The sequence below is a fragment of the Aurantimonas coralicida DSM 14790 genome (genome assembly GCF_000421645.1).
GTDB lineage: Bacteria > Pseudomonadota > Alphaproteobacteria > Rhizobiales > Rhizobiaceae > Aurantimonas > Aurantimonas coralicida.
This window is the reverse complement of sequence record NZ_ATXK01000001.1, coordinates 831180-851289: the sequence shown is the minus strand read 5'-3', so window position 1 is coordinate 851289 and position 20110 is coordinate 831180. Positions and strand designations below refer to the sequence as shown.

Annotated in this window: 16 protein-coding genes; 12 read left to right on the top strand and 4 right to left on the bottom strand. The window is 68.4% G+C overall.

Annotated elements, in window-relative coordinates:
- The first annotated feature begins 392 nt into the window (after nt 1-392).
- The 5 genes from H536_RS0103950 to H536_RS0103930 all read left to right on the top strand — a co-directional run bounded on the left by H536_RS0103950 (nt 393) and on the right by H536_RS0103930 (nt 7279).
- Nucleotides 393-881, top strand: coding sequence for a (2Fe-2S)-binding protein (locus tag H536_RS0103950; RefSeq protein WP_024349230.1), 489 nt, complete (start codon nt 393-395; stop codon nt 879-881).
- Between the two features lie 94 nt (nt 882-975).
- The gene (locus H536_RS0103945; RefSeq protein ID WP_024349229.1) at nt 976-3321 is read left to right on the top strand and encodes a xanthine dehydrogenase family protein molybdopterin-binding subunit; all 2346 of its coding nucleotides are present in this window, start codon (nt 976-978) and stop codon (nt 3319-3321) included.
- Nucleotides 3322-3457: 136 nt separating this feature from the next.
- Nucleotides 3458-4264, top strand: coding sequence for an FAD binding domain-containing protein (locus H536_RS0103940; protein ID WP_024349228.1), 807 nt, complete (start codon nt 3458-3460; stop codon nt 4262-4264).
- Nucleotides 4265-4467: 203 nt separating this feature from the next.
- Nucleotides 4468-5712, top strand: a complete 1245-nt coding sequence (locus tag H536_RS0103935) for a putative DNA modification/repair radical SAM protein (protein WP_024349227.1) — start codon at nt 4468-4470, stop codon at nt 5710-5712.
- A gap of 103 nt (nt 5713-5815) precedes the next feature.
- A complete protein-coding gene (locus H536_RS0103930) occupies nt 5816-7279 on the top strand; it encodes a UdgX family uracil-DNA binding protein (protein ID WP_024349226.1) in 1464 nt (487 codons plus the stop codon).
- Here the strand turns inward: H536_RS0103930 and H536_RS24975 are convergent.
- From H536_RS24975 to H536_RS0103915, 3 genes are read right to left on the bottom strand one after another with little or no spacing between them, the layout of a single operon-like run.
- Nucleotides 7276-7428: a DUF2474 domain-containing protein gene (locus tag H536_RS24975; protein WP_202814792.1), complete on the bottom strand. Its 153-nt coding sequence runs from the start codon at nt 7426-7428 to the stop codon at nt 7276-7278. The two genes, H536_RS0103930 and H536_RS24975, sit on opposite strands and share 4 nt — an antisense overlap.
- Complete coding sequence (gene cydB / locus H536_RS0103920) at nt 7425-8426, bottom strand: cytochrome d ubiquinol oxidase subunit II (protein ID WP_024349225.1); 1002 nt, start codon at nt 8424-8426, stop codon at nt 7425-7427. The genes H536_RS24975 and cydB overlap by 4 nt, the downstream gene beginning before the upstream one ends.
- Nucleotides 8427-8439: 13 nt before the next feature.
- On the bottom strand, nt 8440-9861 hold the full coding sequence (locus H536_RS0103915) for a cytochrome ubiquinol oxidase subunit I (protein WP_024349224.1): 1422 nt from the start codon (nt 9859-9861) through the stop codon (nt 8440-8442).
- Nucleotides 9862-10079: 218 nt separating this feature from the next.
- Between H536_RS0103915 and H536_RS0103910 the strand changes: the two genes are divergently transcribed.
- From H536_RS0103910 to H536_RS0103880, 7 genes are all read left to right on the top strand, one after another.
- The gene (locus H536_RS0103910; protein WP_024349223.1) at nt 10080-11396 is read left to right on the top strand and encodes a glycerate kinase type-2 family protein; all 1317 of its coding nucleotides are present in this window, start codon (nt 10080-10082) and stop codon (nt 11394-11396) included.
- Nucleotides 11393-12076 carry a D-lyxose/D-mannose family sugar isomerase gene (locus H536_RS0103905; RefSeq protein ID WP_024349222.1) on the top strand — a complete coding sequence of 228 codons (684 nt, stop codon included), beginning with the start codon at nt 11393-11395 and terminating at the stop codon, nt 12074-12076. The genes H536_RS0103910 and H536_RS0103905 overlap by 4 nt, the downstream gene beginning before the upstream one ends.
- Nucleotides 12077-12273: 197 nt before the next feature.
- Entirely contained in the window at nt 12274-13833 is a 1560-nt protein-coding gene (locus tag H536_RS0103900) for an ATP-binding protein (RefSeq protein WP_009208337.1), read from the top strand.
- Nucleotides 13834-14039: 206 nt separating this feature from the next.
- Nucleotides 14040-15317, top strand: coding sequence for a glycosyltransferase (locus H536_RS0103895; protein WP_024349221.1), 1278 nt, complete (start codon nt 14040-14042; stop codon nt 15315-15317).
- A gap of 11 nt (nt 15318-15328) precedes the next feature.
- Nucleotides 15329-16513: a lycopene beta-cyclase CrtY gene (gene crtY / locus H536_RS0103890; protein ID WP_024349220.1), complete on the top strand. Its 1185-nt coding sequence runs from the start codon at nt 15329-15331 to the stop codon at nt 16511-16513.
- Complete coding sequence (locus H536_RS0103885; RefSeq protein ID WP_202814793.1) at nt 16510-18024, top strand: phytoene desaturase; 1515 nt, start codon at nt 16510-16512, stop codon at nt 18022-18024. The genes crtY and H536_RS0103885 overlap by 4 nt, the downstream gene beginning before the upstream one ends.
- 1 nt (nt 18025) lies before the next feature.
- Complete coding sequence (locus H536_RS0103880) at nt 18026-19015, top strand: phytoene/squalene synthase family protein (RefSeq protein ID WP_024349218.1); 990 nt, start codon at nt 18026-18028, stop codon at nt 19013-19015.
- A gap of 109 nt (nt 19016-19124) precedes the next feature.
- On the opposite strand, the gene H536_RS0103875 is transcribed toward H536_RS0103880, so the two are convergent.
- Nucleotides 19125-20081 carry a polyprenyl synthetase family protein gene (locus H536_RS0103875; RefSeq protein WP_024349217.1) on the bottom strand — a complete coding sequence of 319 codons (957 nt, stop codon included), beginning with the start codon at nt 20079-20081 and terminating at the stop codon, nt 19125-19127.
- Nucleotides 20082-20110: the final 29 nt, after the last annotated feature.

The following is a 20110-nucleotide window of genomic DNA, read 5'->3' as shown; positions in this document are numbered from 1 at the left end:
GGCTGGCGGTCAGCATGCTGGGATTTGATGAAATAACAACCTACTGGCGGGGATATTTCGTCCGGTGACGTTAACGTGTAGCTGATTTCCGCCGGTCCCGTGCCGCCGGGGTCACACCTGTCGGAACGTCATTGCGACGCTTGGCCGCGAGGTCGGGCGGCAGACGATTTGAAGGGCAGGCGCCGGCCTCTCCGCACCGGTGGTTTCGGCTGCAACCAGACCCGCGCCGGCGACGCCGTACCATGGAACGATTCTGAAAAGCGCTTGAAGCGATCCCCGGCAAAGGGCAAGCTCGCGCCGGAGCCGTGGCGTGGGTAGTCGACGCCTCGCAGACATTCGCCCGTCCGGCAGCGATGCGGGACGATGCGATCAGACCCCCGGGGAGGATATCGATGAGTGACGTGACGATCACGGTGAACGGTCGGGAGATGAAGGGCGCGGTCGAAGACCGCACACTGCTCGTCACCTTCCTGCGCGAAAATCTCGGCCTGACCGGCACCCATGTCGGCTGCGACACCTCGCAGTGCGGGGCCTGCGTGGTCCATGTGGACGGCAAGGCCGTGAAGTCCTGCACCATGCTGGCCGTCCAGGCCTCGGGCGCCTCGGTGACGACGATCGAGGGACTGGCCGACGGCGCCGAGCTGCATCCGGTGCAGACGGCCTTCCGCGAGCATCACGGCCTGCAGTGCGGCTTCTGCACCCCGGGCATGATCATGACGGCGGTCGACCTGATCCGCCAGCACGGCAGCGCGCTCGACGAGAAGGCGGTGCGCGACGGCCTGGAGGGCAACATCTGTCGCTGCACCGGCTACCACAACATCGTCAAGGCGATCCTGGCCGCCGCCGGCGCATCGCAGCCGCAGCAGGTCGCGGCCGAATAGGGAGGCAGGGCGGCCTTCGGGTCGCCACGGATCAGGGCGGCCGCAGCGATCCCGACGGTGATCCCGGCCCCCGGCGAAAATTGGGAGGTTTTCTATGGGTATCGAAGGCATCGGCGCAAAGGTTCTGCGCAAGGAGGATCGCCGGTTCATCACCGGACGTGGCCGCTATGTCGACGACATGGTCGTGCCGGGCATGAAATACGCGGCGTTCGTGCGCTCGCCCCACGCCCATGCGACGATCTCCGGCATCGACATGGACGAGGCCAAGGGAATGCCGGGCGTCATCGGCATCCTGACCGGCGAGCAGCTGCAGGGCGACGGCATCGGCAATCTGATCTGCGGCTGGGCGGTGTCCTCCAAGGACGGCACGCCGATGAAGATGGGCGCCTGGCCGGCGCTGGCGGTGGAGAAGATCCGCCATGTGGGCCAGGCCGTCGCGGTGGTGGTCGCCGAAACCCAGATGCAGGCGCGCGACGCGGCCGAAGCGGTGATGGTCGACTATGACGAGCTGCCGGCCGTGGTCAGCGCCGTCGAGGCGCTGAAGGATGGCGCGCCGCAACTCCATCCGGAAGCCGAGAACAACCTGATCTTCGACTGGGAGCTGGGCGACAAGGGCGCGACCGACGCGGCCTTCACCAATGCCGCCCACGTCACCAGGCTGCACATCGTCAACAACCGGCTGGTGCCGAACCCGATGGAGCCGCGCGCGGCACTCGGCCATTACGACGCCGCCGACGACCACTACACCTGCTGGACCACCTCGCAGAATCCGCATGTCGCCCGGCTGGTGATGAGCGCCTTCTACAATGTCGCGCCGGAGCACAAGCTGCGGGTGATCGCGCCGGATGTGGGCGGCGGCTTCGGCTCCAAGATCTACATTTATCCCGAAGAGATCGTCTGCCTGTGGGCATCCAAGCGCACAGGCGTGCCGGTGAAGTGGACGTCCGATCGCACCGAGGCGTTCCTGACCGACGCCCACGGCCGCGACCACGTGACCGAAGTCGAGATGGCGCTGGACGCCGACAACAAGATCCTCGGCCTCAAGGTCGACACGGTGGCCAATCTGGGCGCCTACATGTCGCTGTTCTCGTCGGCGACCCCGACCTATCTCTACGCGACGCTGCTGTCGGGCCAGTACGACATCCCGGCGATCCACGCCAATGTCAGGGCCGTCTACACCAACACCGTGCCGGTGGACGCCTATCGGGGCGCCGGCCGGCCCGAGGCGACCTACGTCATCGAGCGGACTATGGAGACGGCAGCGCGCGAGCTCGGTGTTTCGCCGGCGGAACTGCGCCGCAAGAACTTCATCCGCTCCTTCCCGCACCAGACGCCGGTCATCATGGCGTATGACGCCGGCGATTTCGACGCGACGCTGGATGCCGGCATGCAGGCGGCGGACGTCGCCGGCTTCGAGGCCCGCCGGGCCGAGGCCCAGTCCCGCGGCAAGCTGCGCGGCCTCGGCATGAGCTGCTACATCGAGGCCTGCGGCATTGCGCCGTCGAAGGCGGTGGGCTCGCTCGGCGCCGGCGTCGGCCTGTGGGAATCGGCCGAGGTCCGGGTCAATCCGGTCGGCACGATCGAGATTCTCACCGGCTCGCACAGCCACGGCCAGGGCCACGAGACGACCTTCGCCCAGCTCGTCGCCGAGCGTTTCGGCCTGCCGGTCGACAACGTCCAGGTGATCCATGGCGACACCGACAAGGTGCAGTTCGGCATGGGCACCTATGGCTCGCGCTCCGGCGCGGTCGGCATGTCGGCGATCCACAAGGCGCTCGACAAGGTCGAGGCCAAGGCCAAGAAGATCGCCGCGCATCTCCTGGAAGCCGACGAGGGCGACATCGTCATCGAGAATGGCGAGGTGAAGGTCGCGGGCACCGACAAGTCGCTGGGCTGGCACGAGGTCTGTCTCGGCGCCTATACCGGCCACAATCTGCCGGACGGCATGGAGCCGGGCCTGAAGGAGGGCGCGTTCTACGATCCGACCAACTTCACCTTCCCGGCCGGCTGCTACATCTGCGAGGTCGAGGTGGATCCGGAGACCGGCACCACCGAGATCGTGCAGTTCGTCGCGGCCGACGATTTCGGCCGGGTTATCAATCCGATGATCGTCGAGGGACAGGTGCATGGCGGTCTCGCCCAGGGCATCGGCCAGGCTTTGCTGGAAGGCGCCCATTACGACGAGACCGGCCAGCTCGTGACGGCGTCCTACATGGACTATGCCATGCCGCGGGCCTGGGATCTGCCGATGTTCGACGTGTCGACCAACGAGACGCTGTGCCCCGGCAATCCGCTCGGCATGAAGGGCTGCGGCGAGGCCGGCGCGATCGGTTCGCCGCCGGCCGTCATCAACGCCATCACCGATGCCATCGGCAACAACGACCTGACCATGCCGGCGACGCCGCAGAAGGTGTGGCGGGCGCTCCACGCCGTCACCTGACGGCGGCCTGATCGTCCGGCGGCCGCAGACTGGCCGCCGGCAGCCTTCCGGGACCCCTGGTCCCATCGAGACAGCCGCGCCGCGCGGCCCGCGCCTGGACAGGACAGGCGCGACCCGGCGCCAAGGGAGACCTGAGATGTACGAGACCACCTATCATCGCCCCTCGACCCTCGACGAGGCCGTCCGGCTGGTCGGCGACAGCGGCGGGGAGGGCAAGTTCCTCTCCGGCGGGATGACGTTGATCCCGACCATGAAGCAACGCCTCGCCGCCCCGACGGCGCTGGTCGATCTGCGCCACGTCGCCGAGCTCAAGGGCATCAGCGTCGAGGGCCGCTCGATCCGCATCGGCGGTGGCACGACCCATGCCGAGATCGCTGCCCATGAGGGCATCAAGTCGACCTGTCCGGGCTTTGCCTCGCTGGCCGGGCTGATCGGCGACATTGCCGTGCGCCACATGGGCACGATCGGCGGCTCGGTCGCCAATTACGATCCGGCCGCCGATTATCCGGCCGCCCTGAAGGCGATGGGCGCGACGATCCACACCTCCAAGCGCGAAATGCCGGCGGACGAATTCTTCGTCAGCCTGTTCGAGACCGCGCTGGAAGAGGACGAGATCGTCACCGCGGTGTCCTTCGAGGCGCCGGACCAGTGCGGCTACGAGAAGTTTCGCAACCCGGCCTCGCGCTACGCCATGTGCGGCGTATTCGTCGCCAAGCGTGGCGATGGCGTGAAGGTCGGCGTCACCGGCGCGGGCTCGAACGGCACGTTCCGCTGGGAAGCCGCCGAGCAGGCGCTGTCGGCGAATTTCGACGGCTCCGCCATTGAGGGGCTGTCGGTCGATCCGAGCGACATGCTGGCCGATCTGCACGGCTCGTCGGATTACCGGGCCAACCTCGTCAAGGTCGTCACCAAGCGCGCGGTCGCCAAGGCGCAGTCGCACTAGGCTTCGGCAACCCTTCCATGATGCGACGGCCGGGCTTCAGCCCGGCCGTTTTCGTTTGTGGGCTCGTACAGGATGGCGCCTCGCATCTAGCGCAGCCCGAAGCGCTTGGAGCGGCTCCGGAGTGACCACCTGCGACAGCCTGTAGCAGGGCAATCCGGCCGCGACCGCTCGCAGGAACATTCCGAGAACCCTATACAGGCGGGATGGCCAAGACCACACTCATCGACAAGCTGGCGATCCTCTCGGACGCCGCCAAATACGACGCCTCCTGCGCGTCCAGCGGCTCGACCCGCCGCGACTCGTCGAAGTCCGGCGGCATCGGCTCGACCGAAGGCTCGGGCATCTGCCATGCCTACGCTCCGGACGGGCGCTGCATCTCGCTGCTCAAGATCCTGATGACGAATTTCTGCGTCTATGACTGCGTCTATTGCGTCAATCGCTCGTCGTCGAACGTGCCGCGGGCGCGTTTTTCGGTGCAGGAGGTCGTCGACCTGACGATGTCCTTCTACCGGCGCAACTACATCGAGGGGCTGTTTCTCTCCTCCGGCATCATCCGCAGCTCCGACTACACGATGGAGGAGATGGTGCGGATCGCCCGCAAGCTGCGGCTGGAGGAGAATTTCCGCGGCTACATCCACCTGAAGACGATCCCCGACGCCGCACCGGCGCTGATCGAGGAGGCGGGGCTGTTCGCCGACCGCCTGTCGATCAACATCGAGCTGCCGACCGACGTGACACTGGAAGCCTTCGCGCCGGAAAAGAACCCGCGCGATATCCGCAGGTCGATGGGGCATCTGCGCGCCAAGATCGAGGAGCACAAGGGCGAGAAGCGGGACCGTGCCAAGCCGAAGCGCTTTTCGCCCGGCGGCCAGTCGACCCAGATGATCATCGGCGCCGACGGATCGGACGACGACGCGATCCTTGGCCGGTCGGAAAATCTCTACGGCAATTATCATCTGAAGCGCGTCTATTACTCGGCCTTCTCGCCGATCCCCGACGCCTCGAGCCGGCTGCCGCTCTCCAAGCCGCCGCTGATGCGCGAGCACCGGCTTTACCAGGCCGACTGGCTGATGCGCTTCTACGGCTTCGACCGCGGCGAAATCGTCGCGGGCGGCGACGGGGGCATGCTGGATCTGGCGATCGACCCGAAGCTCGCCTGGGCGCTGAAGCATCGCGAGCGGTTTCCCGTCAACGTCAACCGTGCCGACCGCGAGATGCTCTTGCGGGTGCCGGGTCTCGGCACGCGGGCGGTGAACCGCATCCTGTCGACGCGGCGGCATCGCAGCCTGCGCCTCGACGACGTGGCGCGGCTCTGCCAGTCGGTGGACAAGGTTCGGCCGTTCATCGAGGCGCTCGACTGGTCGCCGGGCGCGGCGACGGACAGCGCCGGTTTGCGCGAACGCTTCGTGCCGAAGGTGCAGCGGACGGCCCAGCTCGAACTGTTCTGAGCGTCGCGCCTTACACAAGCCGCCGACCGGGCCGCGGGGCATCGGCGGGAACCGCGGCACCGTCATGCAGGTTTCATTTCGTCCCGCAGGCGAGCCCGATCCCATGTATGTTGCGTGTCTTTCCTTCTCCGCCGATTTCGACGCGTGGCGCCAGGCGGCGCGCACGGCGCTGGCGCTCGGCGTGCCGCCGGATGAGATGAGCTTCACGGTCGGTGACGAAACCGCGGGCCTCTTCGCCGAGCCGCTGCCCCCGGCGCCCGCCGGCGCGCCGCAGCCGACCGCGCCGAAGGCGTTTCCCGAACTGGCGGCCAAGCTGGTCTGCCATGCCGATGCCGACCGCTTCGTCTTCGCCTATCGCCTGCTGTGGCGCCTGCAACGCGAAAAGAAGCTCCTGGAGATCGCGTCGGACCCGGACATCCTGCGCGCCGCCGAGATGGAAAAGGCGGTCCGCCGCGACAGCCACAAGATGAAGGCCTTCGTGCGCTTTCGCGAGATCGAGGACGACGAAGGCCGCCGCCACTACGTCGCCTGGTTCGAGCCGTTCCACCACATCGTCGAACACACCGCGCCGTTCTTCGCCCGGCGCTTCGCCGGGATGGTCTGGACCATCCTGACGCCGGAGCGCAGCGCCCATTGGGACGGCAGCGAGCTGACCTTCCTGCCCGGCGCGACGAAGGACATGCGGCCGGAGGGCGACGACATGGAGGCGCTGTGGCTCACCTATTACGCGTCGATCTTCAACCCGGCGCGGCTCAAGGTGAACGCCATGCGCGCCGAGATGCCGAAGAAATACTGGGCGAACATGCCCGAGACGGCGCTGATCAAGCCGCTGATCGCCAGGGCCGAGGCCGCGTCGCGGCGAATGATCGAGACCGCGCCGACCTTGCCCAGCCTGCGGCACGAACGCCAGAAGGAGCGCGACATGGCACGACAACCCGAGCTGGCGGCGCAGCCTGCGGGCGAGCGCCCGACATCGATCGCCGCGGCGCGGGAGGCGGCCAGCCACTGCCGCGCCTGCCCGCTGTGGGAGCCGGCGACGCAGACGGTATTCGGGCGAGGGCCGGAGGATGCACCGGTCATCTTCGTCGGCGAGCAGCCGGGCGACCAGGAGGACATTGCCGGCGAGCCCTTCGTCGGGCCGGCGGGAAAGGTGTTCGACGCGGCGCTGAGCGAGGCCGGGATCGACCGCAGCCGCGCCTATGTGACCAATGCCGTGAAGCACTTCAAGTTCGCGCCGCGCGGCAAGCGGCGCATCCACGCCAAGCCGAATGGCGGCGAGGTGCGGGCCTGCCGCTGGTGGCTGGACCTCGAACGCGACCTGATCCGGCCGAAGCTGATCGTCGCGCTGGGCGCGACGGCGGCCTCCGCCGTCCTCGGCAAGACCGTGACGATCCGCGACACGCGGTCGAAGCTGATCGACCTCGACGAGGGGACCCGGGCGCTGGTCACCGTGCATCCGTCCTACATCCTGAGGCTGCCCGACAAGGCCACGCAGGAGCGAGAGCGCGAAGCCTTCCACGCGGACATGGCGCTGGTGCGCGAGACGGTGCCGGAACTGGCGCTCTAGCCGATCAGGACGAGACGGATGCCGTAGCCGACCGTGGCGACGGCGGCGACGCCGCCGAGCCACAGGAGCGCGAACCAGCCGAGCCGGCTTTTCAGGCTACCCGGCGCCGCGTCCCCGGTCTCCGGGCGGTCGCCGTGCCGCGCCGTCAATGGTGGTATCCTTCGCCCTCGCGGACTTTGCCGCGGAAGACCCAGTAGGAATAGCCGGTATAGGCGAGGATCAGCGGGATCAGCACCGTCGCCCCGACAAGGAGGAACATCAGCGAGGATTCCGGTGCGGCCGCCTCCCAGATGGTGACATGGGGCGGGATGATGTCGGGATAGAAGGTGATCCCGAGCCCGGCAAAGGACAGGACGAAGATCGCCAGCGCCGACAGGAACGGCCGGATCTCCTTGCCGGTCGCCAGCGACTGGAACAGGCTGAAGGTGGCCAGCGCGACAAGGATCGGCACCGGCGCCACGTAGAAGATCTGCGGGAAGGTGAACCAGCGCAGATAGAACTGGTCTTCCATGAACGGCATCCACAGGCTGACCACGCCGATCAGGACCATGGTGCCGACCGCCGAGATCCACGCGTAGCGGCGGGCGATGTCGTGCAGTTCGCCCTCGGTCTTCATGACCAGCCAGGTGGCGCCCAGCAGCGCGTAGCCGACCACGACGGCAACGCCGGTCATCAACGAGAAGGGCGTCAGCCAGTCGAACCAGCCGCCGGCATAGGCGCGGCCGTCGATGTCGATGCCCTGGACCAGCGTGCCGAGGGCAACGCCCTGGCTGAAGGCGGCGACGATCGAGCCGACGAAGAACGACACGTCCCACATCCAGCGACCGCGCACCGTCTTGAAGCGGAACTCGAAGGCCACCCCGCGGAAGATGAGCGCCAGGAGCATGGCGATGACCGGCGCGTAGATGGCCGGCATGATGATCGCGTAGGCCAGCGGGAAGACCGCGAACAGGCCGCCGCCGCCCAGCACCAGCCAGGTTTCGTTGCCGTCCCAGATCGGCGCCACCGTGTTCATGGCGGTGTCGCGGTTCTCGTGCCGGCCGAGCAGCGGGAACAGGATGCCGGTGCCCAGGTCGAAGCCGTCCAGAATGACATAGGCAATGACCGCAAAGGCGATGATGAAGGCCCAGAGTACAGCGAGATCCATCTGCGTCGGCCTCCTATTCCGCCGGTTCGGGTTTGTTGCGGCCTTCCAGCGAGAAGGCGGGCGTGATGCCGGCCGAGCGCGTCGGATGGTGATCCGGCGTGTCGTCCTCTGCCGGGCTGGGCAGCTTCGACATCAGGCGCATGATGTAGAATGTGCCGGCGCCGAACAGCACGAAATACACCACGATGAACGCCACCAGCGAGGTGCCTACCGCTTCGGCGGCGATCGGCGAATGGCTCTCGGCGGTGCGCAGCAGGCCGAAGACCGTGAAGGGCTGGCGCCCCATCTCGGTGGTGACCCAGCCGCAGATCACCGCGACGAAGCCCATCGGCCCCATGGCGATCATGGCGCGCTGAAGCCAGGGCGAATCGTAGAGCGAGCCGCGGAAGCGCTTGAACAGCGACCACAGGCCGATGCCGAGCATGGCGAAGCCGATGCCGACCATCACCCGGAAGGTCCAGAAGATCACCGTCGAGTTCGGCCAGTCCTCGCGCGGGAAGGCGTCGAGGCCCTGCACCTCGCCGTCGAGCGAATGGGTGAGGATCAGCGAGCCGAGATAGGGCACGTTGACGGCATAGTCGGTCCGGCCTTCCTCCATGTTCGGGATGCCGAACAGGGTGAGCGGCATCGCACCGTCGGAATTCGTCTCGAAATGCCCCTCGATCGCGGCGATCTTGGCGGGCTGGTGCTCCAGCGTGTTGGTGCCGTGCAGGTCGCCGGCAACGATCTGGATCGGCGCGACGATGGTCGCCATCCACAGCGCCATCGAGAACATCGTGCGGGCCATCTGGTTGCTGCGGTCGCGCAGCAGATGGAACGCCCCGACCGCGCCGACGATGAAGGCCGTGGTGAGATAGGCGGCCAGCACCATGTGCACCAGCCGGTAGGGGAAGGACGGGTTGAAGACGATCGCCCACCAGTCCTCCGGCACGAACTGGCCGGCGGCATTGTAGCTGAAGCCGGCCGGCGTCTGCATCCAGGAGTTCACCGAGAGGATCCAGAAGGCCGAGAACAGCGTGCCGAGGGCGACGACGACCGTGGCGGCGAAGTGCAGCTTGTCGCCGACGCGCTTGCGGCCGAACAGCATGATGCCGAGGAAGCCGGCTTCCAGGAAGAAGGCGGACAGCACCTCGTAGCCCATCATGGGGCCGAGGATCGGCCCGGTCTTGTCGGAGAAGACGGACCAGTTGGTGCCGAACTGGTAGCTCATCACGATGCCGGAGACGACACCCATGCCGAAGCTCAGGGCGAAGATCTTGATCCAGTAGTTGAAGGTGTCGATGTAGACCGACCGCCCGGTCGCCAGCCACAGGCCCTCGAGAACCGCGAGGAACGAGGCGAGGCCGATGGTGAAGGCCGGAAATATGATGTGGAACGAGATGGTGAAGGCGAACTGGAAGCGGGCGAGGGTGACCGGGTCGAAACCTTCGAACATGGTTTTGCCTTCAACATTTATCTGGCGCGTGGATGCACCCAAGATGGACGCTGCGACAAGGTCAGAGTAGGCCTCTGCGACCATTTTGCCAGCGTATGGGCGCGAGGCCGTGCGGCTTTTTCCGCGCGCCGTGACCCGATCTCGATCCCCACTTGTGCGGTTTCCCCGTGCCGTTCTTCTGGTATGGATGCCCCGGGACGATGCGGGGAGGGATTTGCATGAACACGACGGGATGGTCGGGGGACCTGACGACGATCTTCGAGGCGGCCGTTGCGGCGGCCCATCCGGCGAGCATTCTCGCCGCGCATCTGCCGCCGCCGCCGCCGGGGCGCATCGTCATCCTCGCCGCCGGCAAGGCCGCGGCCTCGATGGCCGCCGCCGCGGTCGCCCATTACACGCAGACGCACGGCGTGCCGGCCGACCGGCTCACCGGCATCGCGGTCACCCGCGACGGCTATGCGCTCGACGCCGGGCCGATCCCGGTGGTCGAAGCCGGGCATCCGCTGCCCAACGCGCATGGGCTGGAGGCGACGGCGAAGGTCGTCGCGCTGGCCGAAGCGGCCGGGCCGGACGACCTCGTGCTGGCACTGATCTCCGGCGGCGGCTCGGCCAACTGGCTGCTGCCGGCCGAGGGTATCTCGCTTGCCGACAAGCAGGCCGTGACGAAGGCGATGCTGCGCAGCGGCGCCGGCATCGGCGAGATCAACTGCGTGCGCAAGCATCTGTCGCAGATCAAGGGCGGGCGCCTCGCCCATGCCTGCGGCGACGCGCGGCTGATCACCCTGGCGATCTCCGACGTGCCCGGCGACGATCCGAGCGTCATCGCCTCCGGACCCACCGTGCCGGACGCAACGACGCTCGCTGATGCGCGGGCAATCATCGAAAAGCGCGGCATCGACCTGCCGGCCTCCTGCAAGGCCGCGCTGGACGATCCGGCCAACGAGACGCCGAAGCCGGGCAATCCGGTCTTCGAGCAGGCCGAATACAAGATCGTGGCGACCCCTGCGGCCTCGCTCGACGCCGCCGCGAAGACCGCCGAGCGGCTCGGCTACAGGGTGGTCAGCTTCGGCGCCGACGTGGAGGGCGAGGCGCGGGACGTGGCGGCCGAACATGCCCGCATCGCGCTGGAGGCCGTTGAGGCCGGCGACCGGGTCGCGATCCTGTCGGGCGGCGAACTGACGGTGACGATCCGCGGCGAGGGCCGCGGCGGGCCGAACCAGGAATATGCCCTGGCCCTGGCGCTGGCGCTTGGCGCCCATCCCGGCATCGCGGCGCTCTCCGGCGACACGGACGGCACCGATGGCGGGACCGGCCTTGCCAGCGATCCGGCCGGCGCCTTCGTCCTGCCGGACACGCTCGCCAAGGCGGCGGCCGCCGGGCTCGACGCCGAGGCGGCACTGGCGGCGAACGATTCGACCGGCTTCTTCGAGGCCATCGACGGCCTGTTCGTGCCGGGCCCGACCCACACCAATGTCAACGACTGCCGGATCATCCTCGTCGATCCGGCGGCGAGCTCCGAAGGGAGGCCGGCATGAAGCGTTCCCGCGTCAACGAAATCCTCAGGGAAGCGGATTCCTACATCCGTTCCTTCGGCTACGTCATGCCGCCCTTCGCCTATCTCTCCCCGAACGAGATGAAGGCGCGGCGGGCCGATCTGTCGACCATCGTGGAGCGCCGGCTCGGCTGGGACGTGACCGATTACGGCAAGGGCGATTTCGACCGGATGGGGCTGTTCCTGTTCACCACGCGCAACGGCGACGCGGCGGATCTGAAGGCCGGCGGCGGCATGCTCTATGCCGAGAAGATCATGATCTCCCGCCACGACCAGTATTCGCCGATGCACCGGCACATCGTCAAAGCCGAGGACATCATCAATCGCGGCGGCGCCAAGCTGGCGATCCAAATGCATGAAAGCGCGCCCGACGGCTCCGTCGACGAGAGCGCCGAGGTCACCGTCGTCACCGACGGGATCACTCGGCGGCTGCCGGCCGGCGGCGTCCTGATGCTGGAGCCCGGCGAAAGCGTGACGCTGCTGCCCGGCAACTGGCACGCCTTCTGGGGCGAGGGCGGCGACGTCCTGATCGGCGAGGTCTCCACCGTCAACGACGATCTGACCGACAATGTCTTCCGCGAGCCGCTCGGCCGGTTTTCCGAGATCGAGGAGGACGAGGACCCGATGCTGCTGCTGGTCTCCGACTACGACACATGGCTCTGAGCCTGCCACGGCTTCGTTGAAGCCTGCTTCGGCGCGGGACGCCGTCCGACAGTCGCGCCTTCCTGTGGACAGGTCCTCGCCGTCTCGACTCTCGCCGGGGCGGGCGTGATAGGTTCCGGCCACGTCCCCTCGACGACCGGACCGCGCCGCCAAGGCAGGCGGTCGTTCACGACATCGCCAGCACCGAAAGGCCTGCAATGACCGTTGCCGTCGATCTCGGCACGACCCAAACCGGCGAACCGGCGGAGCTCGATCTGGAGGAGCTGCTGTCGACGCGTCTGCTCGTCCAGGGCAATTCGGGCTCGGGCAAGTCGCATCTGCTGCGCCGCCTTCTGGAGCGCAGCGCGGACTGGGTGCAGCAGGCGGTGATCGATCCGGAAGGCGACTTCGTGTCGCTGGCCGAGCGCTACGGCCATGTGGTCGTCGACGCCAATCGCACGCCGGCCGAGCTGACCCGCATCGCGCGGCGCATCCGCGAGCATCGCGCCTCGGTGGTGCTCGATCTGGAAGGGCTCGACGCCGAGGTGCAGATGATGTGCTCGGCGGCCTTCCTGAACGGCCTGTTCGATGCCGACCGGGCGCACTGGTTCCCGATGCTGATCGCCGTCGACGAGGCGCATCTCTTCGCGCCGGCCATGTCCGGCGAGCATTCGGAAGAAGCCCGTCGCGCCTCGCTCGGCGCGATGACCAACCTGATGTGCCGCGGTCGCAAGCGCGGCCTGGCCGGGGTCATCGCCACCCAGCGCCTGGCCAAGCTCGCCAAGAACGTCGCTGCTGAGGCGTCGAACTTCCTGATGGGCCGGACCTTCCTCGACATCGACATGCAGCGCGCCGCCGACCTGCTGGGCATGGACCGGCGCGCCGCCGAACGTTTCCGCGATCTGGAGACCGGCAATTTCGTGGCGCTCGGACCGGCATTGTCGCGGCGGCCCATGCCGATCCGCATCGGTCCCGTCGAGACGGCGGGGCGCAGCGGGCGGCCGTCGCTGATGCCGCTGCCGGAGACGCCGCGCGAGGCGATGGAAGACCTGATCTTCACTGCCACGGAAGAGGACAAGGCGGCCGAACGGCGCGCCATCGAGCGCCCGCAATCCAACGCCGCGCCGCGCATCGAGGGCGCCGCCGCGGCGATCGCCACACGCGAGCTTCTGGAGCGGGTGGCCGCTGCCCCGTCCGTCTCGGAGCGGCACGAGCCGATCGACGACGATCCCCGCTCGCCGGAAGAGCGCGCCGCCGCCGTCGATGCGATCTTCGCCGAGATGCTGCAGGACCCGGACGCGGCCTTCCGGCCGGTGCCGGTGCTCTACCAGGACTTCCTCACCCATTGCCGGCTGAAGCGTCTGCGCGGTGCCGAGACCGATATGGCGGCCTTCCGCCGGCGCCTGTCGCTGGCACGGGCGGGCGTGTCCTGCGAGACCGACGACGAGGAATGGCAGGGGGTCGTCGACCGGGCCGCCGATCTGCCGGAGGAGATGCAGGGCGTCTTCATGATGCTGGCGCGCGCCGCCCGCGACGAGGCGGAATGCCCCGAGGATGCGGCGCTGGCCCGCGCCTATGGCAGCCATTCGCCGTCGCGCGGCCGGTTCCTGTTGTCCTTCATGGCCGAGCGCGGGCTGATCACCGCCGAAGCCGATTTCCGCGGCAACCGCGTCGTCGGCATCACCGGCACCGACTGGCGGACCAAGCTGCCGCAGGTCAAGCTGGATGCGGCCGACGAGGCGCGGGCCCGCCGGGCGGCGCGGCTGGCGCGCGGCTGACACCGGGACGGCCGCGCTCGCCTTGATACGCCGAGCCGCGGTCCTGCAATCATCACGCTGGGACCGGACGTCGCAGGGATGGCTCGGGACAGAAACGTGGTAGCAGACGGGGCAGCCGATCCTGCGGGTGCCGGTGCTCGGCCGGGCTGCAACGCGTCGCCGCATGTCTTTCGCCATTCACGCTGAACCGGACGCAATTCGCCGCCATGGCTCATTTCGCGCTGATCTGTCCGCCCTACTACAGCCATCTGCAGGTCTTCGCGGTGCTCGGCGCGGAACTGGTCCGGCGCGGACACCGGGCGAGCTTCGTCGTCAATGGCGGGGCGGGCGAGCTGCTCGCGGCTAAGGCGCCGGAGGGCATCGCGATCCACGAGGCCGGGGCGGGCGGCCCGGATCGCCTGGAGCGGATCATCGCCCGGGCGGCGCGGCCGAGCGGGCCGCTCGGCATCCTGCGTACGGTCTCCGACGCGGCCGGCCTGACCGACCAGCTCTGCCGCTTTGCCCCGGACATCCTGCGCCGGATCGGCGCGACGGCCATCCTCGGCGACCAGATGGAGCCGGCGGCCGGGCTTCTCGCCCGGCATCTCGGCCTGCCCTTCGTTTCGGTCGCCGCCGCCCTGCCGGTGCATGCCGATCCCGCCGTGCCGCTGCCCTTCCTGCCATGGCCCTATGATCCGAGCGAAAAGGGCCTGAAGCGCAATCGCGGCGGCGAACGCGTCGCCGACCTCCTGATGACCGCGCAGCGCCGAATGATCGCTGGCTGGGCGGAGCGGTTTGGTCTTGGACCCCACGCCGGGCATGCCGATTGCCTGTCCTCGCTGGCGCAGATTTCGCAGCTCGTACCAAGCTTCGACTTTCCGCGTCCCGACGACGCCCACCGCCACGCCGTCGGCCCGATCCGCCCGCCATCGGAAGGCGCGCCGGACCTGCCGGCCGAGCTTCAGGCGCGGCTCGACCCGGAACGGCAGCTCGTCTTCGCCTCGCTCGGCACGTTGCAGGGCCACCGCGCCGGCATCTTTCGCGCCGTGGCCGGCGCCTGCCGCGATCTGGGCGCGCAATGCGTCGTCGCCCATTGCGGCCGGCTGGATGCGCGGTCCGCGGCGCGCATCGATGCCGATATCGTCACCGATTTCGTGCCGCAGCGGGCGATGCTGTCGTGCGCTGCGGTCTGCGTGACCCATGCCGGCATGAACACGGTGCTGGATTCGCTGGAAGCCGGCGTGCCGATGCTGGCCCTGCCGATCGCTTTCGACCAGCCGGGGATCGGCGCGCGGATCGTCCATCACGGCGTCGGCGAGCGGCTGCCCCGCGTCCTTCTGTCCCGCGCGAAACTGCGCAATTCGCTTGAGCGGCTGCTGGCGGAGCCTAGGTTCCGCAACGCGGCGCAGCGGATCGGCCGGGACATCCGCATGTCCGGCGGCACGCGGCGCGCGGCGGACATCATCGAGGATGCGGTGGCCGGCAGATCTGCCGTCACCGGGTAGGAAGGCAACGCATGAACGGCGTCGAGCGCCACGACAGACCGATCGACGTGGCGTTCGTGGGCGGCGGCCTGGCCAATGGCCTTGCGGCATACCGGCTGGCGCGGGCGCGCCCGGAGCTGTCGATCCGCGTCTTCGAGGCCGGCGAGAAAGTCGGCGGCAACCACACATGGTCGTTTCATGCCGGCGACCTCAGCGCCGCCGAACATGACTGGCTGGCACCCTTCGTCCGCTATCGCTGGGATGCCTATGACGTGCGCTTTCCCCAGCGCCGACGCCGGATCGCAACGGGCTATCGCAGCGTGTCCTCGGAACAGTTCCGGGCGGAGATCGACGCAGAACTCGGCGACCGGATCGAGACGCAGGCCCCAGTGCGGGCGGTCACGCCGACGACGCTCAGCCTGGAGGACGGGCGCGAGATCGCCGCTGCTTGCGTCATCGACGGCCGCGGCCATGCGCCGAGCCCGCATCTGACCCTCGGCTTCCAGAAATTTCTCGGTCAGGAGATCGAACTCGCAGCGCCGCATGGCCTGTCGCGGCCGATCATCATGGACGCAACGGTGGCGCAGGAGGACGGCTATCGCTTCGTCTACGTGCTGCCGCTGACGGCGACGACGCTGCTCGTCGAGGACACCTATTACGCCGACGGGCCGGCATTGTCGGAGGACCGGTTGCGCGCGACCATCGCAGATTACCTCGCGACCCATGGCTGGACGGCGAAAGCGGTGCTGCGTGAGGAACGCGGCGTCCTGCCGATCGCGCTCGACGGCGACATCGAGGCCTTCTGGGCCGACAGAAAGGGTGTGCCGGCGACGGGCCTTGCGGCGGCGCTGTTCCATCCGACCACCGGCTATTCGCTGCCCGACGCGGTGCGTCTCGCCGACCGGCTCGCGGGCCTCACCGACCTGTCGGCCGGCGCGGTCTTTGCCGCGACGCGGGCGCATTCGATGGCGGCTTGGCGGGGGCGGGGCTTCTTTCGCCTGCTCAACCGTCTCCTGTTCTTCGCCGGTGTCCCGTCGAAGCGCTACGAGATCCTGCAGCATTTCCACCGGCTGCCCGACACGCTGATCGGCCGCTTCTACGCGGCGCGGCTCTCACGGCTGGACATGGTCCGCATCATGACGGGGCGGCCGCCCGTGCCCGTCGGCAACGCATTGAAGGTGCTGGCACGGCACCGCCTCACAGGGGAACTGGCATGAGCGCAACGATGAACGGCGCGGGAGCGGGCGAGCGCACGGCCATCGTCATCGGCTCCGGCTTCGGCGGGCTGGCGCTGGCCATTCGCCTGCAGGCGTCCGGCATCCAGACGACGCTTCTGGAGAAGCGCGACAAGCCGGGCGGCCGCGCCTATGTCTACGAGGATCAGGGCTTCGTCTTCGATGCCGGCCCGACGGTGATCACCGATCCCTCGGCGCTGGAAGAGCTGTTCACGGCCGCCGGCCGGAAGATGGCGGACTATGTCGAGCTCCTGCCGGTGAAGCCCTTCTACCGCCTGTGCTGGGAAGACGGCTACAGCTTCGACTATGCCAACGACCAAGACGAGCTGGATCGCCAGATCCATGCGAAGAACCCGGCGGACATCGAGGGCTATCGCAAGTTCCTGGCCTATTCGCGGGAGGTGTTCCGCGAGGGCTACGAGAAGCTCGGCACGGTGCCGTTCCTCAATTTCCGCGACATGGTCAAGGCCGGACCGCAGCTGGCGAAGCTGCAGGCGTGGCGCAGCGTCTATTCCAAGGTGGCGCAATATATCGAGGACGAGCAGCTTCGGCAGGCCTTCTCCTTCCACTCGCTGCTGGTCGGCGGCAATCCCTTCGCCACCTCCTCGATCTACGCGCTGATCCATGCGCTGGAGCGCGAATGGGGCGTCTGGTTTCCGCGCGGCGGCACCGGCGCGCTGGTCCGCGGCCTCGTCAGGCTGTTCGAGGATATGGGCGGCCGGGTCGAACTGTCGGCCGAAGCGGCGCAGATCGAGGTGGAGGGCGACAGGGCGAAGGCCGTGGTGCTGAAGGACGGTCGCCGCTTCGAGGCCGACCGCATCGCCTCCAATGCCGACGTGGTCCATACCTACGGCACGCTGATGGCGGGCACCCGGCGCGGCGAGAAGGAGGCCAAGCGCCTCAAGGCGCGGCGCTTCTCCATGTCGCTCTTCGTGATCTATTTCGGCCTCAAGCGTCACCGGCCGGAGCTGCAGCACCACACGGTCTGCTTCGGGCCGCGCTATCGGCCGCTGATCGACGAGATCTTCAAGGGCGGGGAACTGCCGGGCGATTTCTCGCTCTATCTGCACAGCCCATGCGCCACCGATCCCTCGCTGGCCCCGGAGGGCGCGGGCAGCTATTATGTCCTCGCCCCGGTTCCGCATCTCGGCAATACCGACATCGACTGGGAGATCGAGGGGCCGAAATATCGGGACCGCATCCTCGACTATCTCGAAGAACGCTACATTCCCGATCTCAGGGCCGACCTCGTGACCAGCCGCATCTTCACGCCATTCGATTTCCGCGACGAGCTGAACGCCCATGTCGGCTCGGCCTTCTCGCTCGATCCGGTGCTGACCCAGAGCGCCTGGTTCCGGCCGCACAATCGCGATGCCGACATCCCCAATCTCTATTTCGTCGGCGCCGGCACCCATCCGGGCGCCGGCGTGCCGGGTGTCGTCGGGTCCGCCAAGGCGACGGCCGGGCTGATGATCGCCGATTCGAGAGCCTGAGATGCTCGCCTCCCAACCCATCGCCGTGCCGCTCGATCCGGCGGCGCGGGCCGATCTGGCGGCCATGGCCGAGGATACGATCGCCAAGGGCTCCAGGAGCTTCGCGGCGGCGGCCAGGCTGTTCGATGCCGAGACCCGGCGCAGCGCCATGATGCTCTATGCCTGGTGCCGGCATTGCGACGACACCATCGACGACCAGGTGCTGGGCTTTGCCCGGCGGCCGCTCGGCCCGCTCGGCTCGGGCGCGGAGCGGCTGGCGCTGCTGGAGGCGGAGACGCTGGCGGCCCTGCGCGGCGAGCCGACCTCGCATCCCAGCTTTCGTGCCGTCGCCGATGTCGTGGCCCGGCACGGCCTGCCGCAGGAGCTGCTGCTGCAGCATCTCGAAGGCTACCGGATGGATGTCGAGGAGCGGCATTATGCGACCGTCACCGATACGCTGACCTATTGCTACCATGTCGCAGGCGTCGTCGGCGTGATGATGAGCATGGTGATGGGGGCGAAGGACGAGATGACCCTCGACCGCGCCAGTGATCTCGGCATCGCCTTCCAGCTCACCAACATCGCCCGCGACATCGTCGAGGATGCCCGGGTCGGGCGGGTCTATCTGCCGGCGGAATGGCTGGCCGACGCCGATCTGAAACCCGGCGATCTCGCCGATCCGCGCCAGCGGCCGGTGGTGTCGCTGGTCGCCAACCGGCTGATCGATCTCGCCGAGCCCTATTACGCCTCGGCCTTCCACGGCCTGCGGGAACTGCCGCCACGCTCGGCCTGGGCGGTCGCGACGGCGCATGGCGTCTATCGCGAGATCGGCATGCAGGTGAAGGGGTTGGGCGCCCATGCCTGGGACGCACGCGTCTCCACCGGGCGGCGGCAGAAACTCGGCCATGTCGCCCGCGGCGCAGCCAAGGCGGCGCTGGCGCGGCGTGGCGGGCCGGCGGGTCGCTCCGAGGCGCTGTGGACCCGGCCGAGGCTGACGCGCCCCGCGAGTTAGGCCGGCTCAGCCCGGCGGACAGTTCTGCTGCACTGGCGCAGGCTTCGGACGCGAACGAGATCGGCGAGAGCGCATTCGGCGACGCGTGTCGGCCCAGCGAACGGGATCGTCAGCGCGCGCCGGCTTCGGGTTCGCGAAAACGCGTCTTGTCGCACGCCGTGTCGGCGGCGGCTCCGCCGGGCAGGGCAACGATCGCGTCGGTGAGGCGATGCAGCCGGCTCGACGCCCCGAACACCAGGGTCAGCTCGCCATGGGCAGCTTCCACATGCCGTTCGATCCGATGCTCCACCGAGGCACGGCCCAGCATCGAGACGATGGTCGACTTGCCGGCATCCTTGTTGACGTCCTTGCCGATCGTCGCGGCGCTCGGACCGCCATCGAGCAGATCGTCGAGAAGCTGGAAGGCGTGGCCGAGCTCGGTGGCAAAGCCGCGCAAATGCGCGCGGGTCGTCTCGCCGGCACCCGCCGCGATCGCGCCGATCTCCACGGCGGCCAGGAACAGCGCGCCGGTCTTGCGGCCGTTGGTGGCCGCGATCTCGTGGAGCGGCCGTTCGGCGCGGCCGCCGCGCAGGTCGGCGAACTGGCCACCGACGAGGCCTTCGACGCCGACGGCGCGGGTCAGCACCGTCACCGCCTCGAGCCGCGCGGCCGGCGACAGGCCCTCTACCCTGGCGAGCATCTCGTAGGCGCCGGACAGGATGGCGATCGCCGACAGGACGGCGACATCCTCGCCGTGGGTGACATGGGCGGCCGGTCTGCCGCGGCGCATCGTGGCGTCGTCCATGCAGGGCAGGTCGTCGAGAATCAGCGAGGAGGCATGCACCATCTCCACGGCGCAGCCGGCATCGACCGCCACGGCCTCGTCACCGCCGAGATCGCCTGCCGTCAGCGCCGCCATCATCGGCCGCAGGCGCTTGCCGGGCGCCAGCACGCTTTCGCGGATCGCCAGGTCGAGCCCGGTCTGGCCGGGCAGGGCGCGGGGCACCAGCACCGCCAGCCGCGCATCGATCCTGGCGATCAGGGCGGCAGCCTCGGTCCTGAAGCCGTCGGTTTCATTGCACGTCATGCCGGGAGGGTCGCCTTCGGTTCTGGCAT